Below are 5026 nucleotides of genomic sequence, written 5' to 3'. Positions count from 1 at the left end.
AGAACTCCCAACCGACCCCTCGCCATGACGTCCACACGGTCGGCAAACCAGACACCGCGAAGCCATCAACGAAGAAGAAACCCCAGGCCAGCACCCCTCGACCCCGCCGAAAAGGTTAAAGAGCAAGTTAGGGGTTTGTCCGGTCGATCACGTAAGTCGCTAAGCTGCCACTTCTTCTCGAAGGAGGCGGTGATGGCACCCGAAACCGCCGTCGCAATGGTGCAGAAGATCATGGACGGGGACTACGCCAACGATGCCGGGCCAGCGGCATATTGGAGGCGCTTGACCGGGCCCTTGCCTGTCCCACCGGGCCCTTGCCTGTCCCAGCGGATATGTGAGCGACTTGATCTTCTGGTCCAAGAGCCGGAATCCGACAGCGGCAGAGGTGGTCGATCAGGCTCTGGCTTACCGTCCCCTTGCGTTGTGAGATGACCTCAAGTCCAAAGTCAGATGATCAAGGCAACGGTGGTAACGGCGCTTAGGAAGGCCGCGGGGTGGCGGCCCAGATCCGAAGGCGCCCCCGGCCCGCGCCACACCATGCTTGGCGGAGCCAAAGGCGCCTCCCCGTACGACCCTTGGGAGCTCTACCTCAGCCAACCTGCCCCGTCGGCCGCACCGTGATGTGGTTGATGTCCACGCCCGCGGGCTGGTTGATGGCGAACACAATGGTGTCCGCGATCTGCTCGGCGGTCATCGTGGCGGCTGCCTCGGGGGTTCCGCCGCGGGTGTGCCAGAAGGGGGTGTCCACGATGCCGGGGGCGACGACGGTGACGCCGACTCCGTCCTGGCCGACCAGGAGGCGGGTGTTCTCGGCGAGGGCGTGGGCGGCCCACTTGGTGACGGAGTAGAGGTTGCCGGGGGTGTGGCGGACGCCGGCGACCGAGCCGATGATCACGATTCGGCCCTTGGATGTCCTCAGGTGGGGCAGGGTCTCCTGGATCAGCAGGGCGGGGCCCAGGACGTTGGTGAGGATCATGGCGCGCATGTCCTCAGGGGCGTGGGTCTCCAGGTTGCCGGGCAGGGAGAAACCAGCGTTGGCTATGACGTTGTCCAGCTGGCCCCAGGTGTCCAGCACGTGGCGGACGGCGGCGGCGACGTCATCCGCTTCGCTGGCGTCGCCGGTGATCATCAGCAGCCGCTCGCCCGCCCCCGCCGTGGTGGCGAAGGCAGCCAGCTTGCCCGCGTCGCGTCCGGTGACGGCCACGCGGTGGCCCTGCTTGAGCAGGGCGCGGGCGGTGGCGGCGCCGATTCCGGTCGAGCCACCGGTGATCAGCGTGACGGGTTCCATAGGACGGCCTCCTCGGCGACGGGGTCATCGGGGCAAAGCGCCTGCACTATACCCAGCGATCTTCGACGCTCGCTCCCGGCTTTCTCCGACGGCTCCGCTCCTGACTGCGGATCAGGAGTTAGGCAGTGTCATGCCGATCAGCTGAGTCGTTGATAGGACTGTGGGGCATGGGGGTGATCTGACTGACGCCCAGTTTGCGCCGTGAGGCGCTGTTGGTTCGAGCGGAGGTGGGAGACCTTCGCCGCTGACCCTGTCGCAGCAGGGCGGTGGAGCTGAGGGCAGCCTGATCCGGGTGGTGCCGGGGAGGGCGGGAGCGGCCCTGACAACGTCGGGACGTGCCAGTACTGCCAGATGGCGCGGGTCCGGCAAGCGTGGTGGAGAGGAGTACGAGAGGAACCGGCGTCGTTACGTCCTAGGGCCTGTGTGACGTTGTGATCAGCCAGTGGTCGGCAGGAGATCATCGATCCAGATCATCGAGGCGCGAAGGTGCAGGCCGGCGAGGTAGCTCTCGGGGGTCTTGTCGAACCGGGTGGCGATGCCTCGCCAGGCCTTCAGCTTGTTGATCAGGCGCTCGACGGTGTTCCGCTCCTTTTAGAGCTCGGGGTCGTGGCTGACGGGCCGGCCGCCCTTGCTGCCCTTCTTCTTCCGGTTGGCGGCCTGGTCCTTCTTCTCCGGGATGACCGCCTTGATACGGCGACCGCGCAGGTGGGCGCGGTTGCCGCGGAATGAGTAGGCCTTGTCCCCGGCGACCGCGTCGGGCCGGGTGCGGGGGCGGCCGACGGGCCCGCGGACCCGTACCTTCTTCAGCACGGGGATGAACTGGGGGCTGTTCGCGGCCTGCCCCTCGGTCAGTACGAACACCAGCGGACGACACTTTCGGTCGCCGGCGCAATGGATCTTGCTGGTCTGTCCGCCCCTGGAGCGCCCAAGCAGGGCAGCTTTCAGCCGGAGCTTGCGCCGGCGCCGGATTCGTCGGTGTTCTTCCCGTTCCGGGTCGTCTGCGGCGTCCTGCCCGCCTTGTTCCTGCAGACTGCCCCCTTTTGCCGGGCCTTCTCCGCCTCGTCAGCGGCTTTCTCCAGGGCGGTCATGGCGTCGCAGTCGAGGTGCATGCCGGCGGCATCGTGATGTGCCCGCACGGTAGTGGAGTCCACGCTGACCAGGGACAGGTCCACCTCACCCCGCTTCACGGCCTCCGCGATCAGCCCCTCCAGCAGGGCTTCGAAGACACCGGCGTCCCTCCAGACCCGAAAGCGACCGTAGACCGTCGGCCAGGGACCGAACTCGGAGGGCATCTCCCGCCACTGGGCGCCGGAGCGGAACCGCCAGATCACCCCCTCGAACTGATCCCGCAGCCTCTGGGGGTACGGGCCGTACTCGCCGATCGGCAAATACGGCTCGATGAACGTCCACTGCTCGTCGCTGAGTTGCCTACGTGTCACACACAACGTCCTACCGGAACCCGCTTCCGGGCAAGCACGAAACCGCAATATTGATCACGACATCACACAGGCCCTAGATGACTGATGCCAAGGGGTTTAGTGGTCGTAGGCGGTCAGCGAGCGCATGACGGGCTGGCCTGTGTGGTCGTTGTGCCAGATCGCGGCGGTCAGCGCGAGGATCCGCTGGAGGACGCGGACCATGACGCCGCCGGGTGTGCGGCCGTGGTGGCGTTCGAGGTCGAGCTGGCCCTTGAAGGTGTCATTGACCGACTCGATGACCTGCCGTAGCGGCTTGAACAGCTGTGATCCGGCCCGCACGGATTGGTCCACAGGCTGGTGTCGGTGGCCAGTTGCCGGTTGACGCGGGCGATCAGGTCCGCGCTCTTGCGCAGGCACCGGTTGTAGCCGGACTGCCCTGGAAGGTACGGGAACAGGTGCTGGAGGTTGGAGTGGGCGTAGCGGATCCAGCGGCGCTCGGAGACGAAGCCGAGCAGTGCTTGCATCACCGACAGCGTGACCAGTTCGGCATCGCTGAGCTGCGGTTCGATGCCGATCTCGGGACGCCACGGCGCCAGATGCGGCGATTCCTTCAGCAGGTCGTCGGTCTTCACGTAGAGTGCGGTCGCGAGGGAGTCCAGATCAGGCGTCACAACCGATCTTTGGACTCCCTCGCTTCATGTCATGCGTGCCAGCGAGCCCTTGGCATCAGTCATCTAGACGGTACCGACGGAGTCAACAGCACCGCTGTCGCCCTCAACAGTTCGAACATGCCGCCCAACAACTACTGACTCCCGCAACCGGGACCCGACCAGCGTGCGCCCGGCGGCGGCCGCGCTCGTGTTCAGGGGCTCAACCACTGAACACGAGCGCAGTGCGAAGTGCCACTTCCCCCCACACCGGGCAATGACCCTCGACCGGCTGCCGGACGGCTGCATCGCCGAGGCCCGAAGGGATGGTCCTGCCTCACCCCGCGCGGCGGCAGCCGGGTGGTCATCCGGGCCGACCCGCGGATGCGCCGGGACGGCAACGGTGCTGCTCGTCCCTTCGTGCGGAAAGGGGAAGGCGGCCGGTCGAAGCGCCGACCGCCTTCGGTCCGCCCCGACGCCGGGCGCCCGTGTCACCGGGTGACGACGGTGATCGTTCCGGCGCCGCCTTCTCGGCGCTGTGCGGCCAGGGCTTCCTGGTAGGTGACGTACTGGCGAACGGTGCCGTCAGGCAGGCTCAGCTGGTAGACGACGGTTTGCGGTGATCCTCCGCCGCAGTTGCAGGCCATGAGTTCAGTGTCCTTTCCGGGTGCTGGGGTTCGGGTCTTCTGGAGAGGGGGCGTTGGTCAGTCCAGCCATCGTGAGGCCACACCCGCCAGGTACGAGACGCTGAGCGCGGTCGCCGGTATCCGGAACCACGGGCTGCCCTCCAGGCACGCGGCACAGCCGACCGCGACGGCGGACACCCAGACGCTCGAACACCAGCTGCAGGTGATCAGATAGGCGGCCTTGGACTCCTCGCCGAAGCGATCGGCGACCCAGATCCTGAGACCGCCCGCGAGGGTGTCCTTGGTCAGGAAACGGGTGACGCGGCAGGTGGCGCCGAGCGTGAGAAGGAACATGGTCAAGCTCATCGGGACAACTCCACTGACCAGGGACGCGGCAGTACGGTTGCGGGCGGCGCGGCGGGTACGGTGGCTTCGCCGCTACGCCCCCAGCGCGTCCGTCCCCCCGCCGTGCGAGGGCGGGGGGACGGACCTTCGAGGTCGGCCGCTCATCTGCGGACGATGAGGTCAGGCCTCACCTGGCCCGGCCACCAGTACCGGTCCGCGATCCACGTCCCGGGCCCGATAGGACCGGTCCGGTCACTACTGCGGCCAGCAGGGCAGCAGGGTGCCGGTCGACTGCAGCGTCGTGCCGCCGACGGTGGCGGTCGCGGTGAAGGTGCCGGACTGGACCTGAAGCAGGTTCAGGTCGGTGGTGAGGGTCGCGATCCCGGACGCGTCCGTCACCGCCGAGCCCACCGGCTGTCCGGCGACGAGGAAGTTCACCGTCACGCCGGCGGCCGCGGGAGTGAGCTGGGCCGTCAGTGTGGCGGTGTACGGCAGCCCGTGCGAGGGGTTCGGCAGCGCGTGCTCCCAGTGGCCCCGCCAGCAGGACGGCAGCGCCTGCAGGCTCGCGGCGGGGCCGCCTACGGTGACGGTGATCGGGACGGGGAGCGAGACGACGTTGGTGCAGGTGCAGGTGGTGCCGGCCGCGGTGACGGTGGCGGTCAGCGACACCGGTCCGGCAGTGGGGAAGGTGATCGACCCGGT

At 67.6% G+C, this 5026-nt stretch carries 3 protein-coding genes and 3 pseudogenes; all 6 read right to left on the bottom strand.

Annotated elements, in window-relative coordinates; genetic code table 11:
* Positions 1-589: 589 nt before the first annotated feature.
* Entirely contained in the window at positions 590-1288 is a 699-nt protein-coding gene (locus ACZ3UD_RS37080; RefSeq protein WP_465598326.1) for an SDR family oxidoreductase, read from the bottom strand.
* Positions 1289-1723: 435 nt separating this feature from the next.
* Positions 1724-2727, bottom strand: a pseudogene (locus ACZ3UD_RS37075) (IS5 family transposase).
* A gap of 96 nt (positions 2728-2823) precedes the next feature.
* A pseudogene (locus ACZ3UD_RS37070) lies at positions 2824-3377 on the bottom strand (transposase family protein).
* Positions 3378-3844: 467 nt separating this feature from the next.
* Positions 3845-4000, bottom strand: a complete 156-nt coding sequence (locus tag ACZ3UD_RS37065) for a DUF7196 family protein (protein WP_387630498.1) — start codon at positions 3998-4000, stop codon at positions 3845-3847.
* Between the two features lie 57 nt (positions 4001-4057).
* Positions 4058-4333: a hypothetical protein gene (locus ACZ3UD_RS37060; RefSeq protein ID WP_465598323.1), complete on the bottom strand. Its 276-nt coding sequence runs from the start codon at positions 4331-4333 to the stop codon at positions 4058-4060.
* A gap of 246 nt (positions 4334-4579) precedes the next feature.
* A pseudogene (locus ACZ3UD_RS37055) lies at positions 4580-5026 on the bottom strand (hypothetical protein); the annotation flags it as partial.

Source organism: Kitasatospora sp. NPDC023118, assembly GCF_055560875.1.
Note: the sequence above shows the minus strand (reverse complement) of the source record. Positions and strands in the feature narration are given on the sequence as shown.